Origin of the sequence: Limnothrix sp. PR1529 (genome assembly GCF_002742025.1) — a bacterium.
Lineage (GTDB): Bacteria > Cyanobacteriota > Cyanobacteriia > CACIAM-69d > CACIAM-69d > CACIAM-69d.
In genome coordinates, this window is record NZ_LIRO01000054.1 from 341 (window position 1) to 3,318 (window position 2,978).

At 49.8% G+C, this 2,978-nt stretch carries 2 protein-coding genes; both read right to left on the bottom strand.

Annotation, left to right across the window (positions count from 1 at the left end; translation table 11 throughout):
* Positions 1-208: leucine-rich repeat domain-containing protein (locus tag AMR42_RS20835; RefSeq protein WP_199858128.1), on the bottom strand; the 208-nt coding region annotated here is incomplete at its 3' end.
* Positions 209-370: 162 nt separating this feature from the next.
* Positions 371-2,978, bottom strand: a 2,608-nt coding sequence (locus AMR42_RS08585) for a COR domain-containing protein (RefSeq protein WP_099533042.1), incomplete at its 5' end; no start/stop codon positions are given.

Below are 2,978 nucleotides of genomic sequence, written 5' to 3' on the forward strand. Positions count from 1 at the left end.
TCAGTTGGTTGAAGCTGAGGTAAAGCTCTGTCAGATTTTGCAGTTCCCCAATTTCTGCCGGTAGCTGACTCAGTGGGTTGTTGCTGAGATTAAGCGATGTCAGATTTTGCAGTTGAACGATTTCTACTGGCAATTCTTTTAATCTCTTCAGTGAAAGATCTAGCTCCGTCCAGCCCTCCGACTTCGCCTGCTCCAGCAGCGCCAACAACTCCGCCCGTTCCATGCCGCCGCCCCCTCACATCACCGCTCCAATTGTAGGAGCCTATCCCCTAAGAATGTTGGGGATATGGGAGCAATGCCGCAGAGAAACTCGCAAGGGGTGGGATTTTTCTGCCTCTTTTTTTGTGGCGTTTTTAGGAAGCGTTGCAGCTCAAAAGGTTGGTGTTCCAAAGGGGTTATCTTCACCGGGGGGCAGGGCTTCGCGGGCTTCCAGGCCGCCGCGCACTCCTTCGACCACCACGTTAAAGGCGGCAGCGGCGATCGCGCCGGGTAAACCGGCGCTGGTGAGGGCGATCGCTACGGCGCTTTTGGCGAGTTCTGGGCCGGCATTTTTGAGGGCGGCCCAGAGGGTTTGCTGCCATTCCAAATCTTGGATCGTGACTTGGGTTTGCAGTTTGGCGGCGGTGGTTTGTTCGTCGATTTTCAGTTGTTTCAGCAGGTCTTGGATTGCCTGTTGGGCGGCTTCGGGGGTTTGGGGGGCGTGGTAGTTGTTAACGGTTTTGTTGCCTGCTACGTTGTCGCCGCTGCCGTGGTGGTTTTGGGTGATGTTGGTGGTCATGGGTTGATTGTCGTTTCGGTTGTAGATGTTGATTGTGGGGCTGAATGGGGAGGCGGATTGGCATTGGTTGTACTGATCGAATCTCTCCATTTTGTCGAGGTTTTCGCGGGGTTGGGGTTCGGCGATGTCGTCGATGAGGCGGCGCACATCGACATCTTCATAGCTTTGGTCGCATTCGACGGTGCGGCGGCCGTTGGCGAGGCGGCGTTGCAGGCTTTCCCAGGAGTAGGTGTGGGGGGTTTGGCTGCCTTTGCATTGGCTGCAATTGCAGGGGATTAGGACTTCGGTGGTGAGGCGTTCGTAGCTGCGGTTAATTTTGTCGAGTTCGTGACCAACAATGGTCAGCAGTTGGCGTTTGTTGGAGCCAGAAACGCGGATGGTGATGTCGGCTTCGTAGTAGCGATCGTCTTCAATGATTTCGGCGCGGGCGGGGCCGTTGGTGATCACCATGCCATGTTTCCAGACGTGGCAATTGTGCTCGATTTGTTCGTGGAGCGCCACGATCAGTTGGGGGAAAATGGCTTTGGGTTTGAAGGTATATCGATAGCTGAGGATTAGGTTATCGGTGCTGTCCCAATCATAGTCAAGGCGTTCTTTTTCGAGCAGTTGGGGGGCAATGTAGCGACCTTTGCAACCGGGGATTTCATAGCAAAGGGCAAACTCTTTCATCAGTTGCAAGAGTTCATCTCGCATTTTTGCTGCGTCACCCCGATTCCAAAGTTGTTCGAGGGTGTCGTCATTGAAGCGGCCAAAGTCGGCTCTGACTTCTGGGTTATCAAGAATTTTGTAGAGTGTGCCGGTTGCCCATTCGGGTTTCAGGATCAGAATTCTTTTGAGAAATCGGACATCTTGAAAATGGAGGCAAATACCTAAATCATGCAGAAATTGGCTGGCAGCCAGCATATCTATTTCAGTGTTGAAGCCATTGCTACGGCAGAGGTCGAAATAGTCTCTGAGTTCTAAGTAGTTGTGAGCCAATTTGAGTCCAAATGGGTCTTCTTGAGCAAGGTTTTCAAGAACGGCACGAATGTTAGCCCAATGAGCAGGAATAATTTGTTGAACATGATCAAGGCTGCTGAGATACTGTTGGATTTTGGCGCGGATGGTGTCTAGTCCGCGATTGGTTTCGAGGTTTGTGCTGAGGGACTCTTTGAAGTTGCCAAATTCACCACGAAGGGTTCGCTCATCGAGATCACATTGGCGATCTTGTTTTTCATTTTTGATGATTAGTAGGGGACTATTATCACCAAGGGTTTCTGCGATATTAAGCCAATAATAAAAATCGGTATCGCCTTTTCTCTCATCGGCTACTAGCAAATACAAGGAGCGCTTAGTCAAAAAGAATTGGTGGGTGGCATGGTAGATTTCTTGACCGCCAAAGTCCCAAATATTGACGCGTATCGGTGTTCCATCTAGATGGGGAACTTCCCAGGGCAACACATCAATCCCTTCGGTGGATTTTTCTTTACTTGCAAGTTGATAGTTTTCATCTTTGAGCTTTTTAGCTAAGCTGGTTTTGCCTGCGCCGCCTTCGCCAATAATCATTAGCTTGGCTTCGTAGAGGGGTTTGGGGTTTTTTCGGCTGTTGAAATAAAAATCCAGAATTGTTTGTATGTCACCTGGTTCGTACCGATTTTTTTCACTCAAAATTTCTGGAGGAATTGCGATTGGGTTGCTGCGCAAGTTCAGCTTTTTGAGCTTGACCAACTCTCGAATGAATCCTGGTAGCTCGCTCAGTTGGTTGCTGCTCAGATCAAGTCTTGTTAGATTCTGTAGTTGACTGATCGCCGCTGGTAGTTGGCTCAGTTGGTTATAGCTGAGATCAAGTTCCACCAGATTTCGCAACTGACCGATTGTCGTCGGTAGCTCTCTCAGTTGGTTTTCACTGAGGTCAAGATTGATCAGATCTTGCAGTTGACCGATTGTCGCCGGTAGCTCTCTCAGTTGGTTATGGCCGAGGCCAAGCTCTGTCAGATTTTGCAGTTGACCGATCGTCGCCGGTAGCTCTCTCAGTTGGTTGTAGCTGAGGGAAAGCTCTGTCAGATTTTGCAGTTGACTGATTGCTACCGGTAGCTCTATCAGTTCGTTGTTACTAAGGTAAAGCTCTGTTAGACTTTGCAGCTGACCGATTGCCGCCGGTAGCTCTATCAAGTAGTTCTCCCAAAGGTAAAGCTCTGTTAGATTTTGCAGTTGACCGATT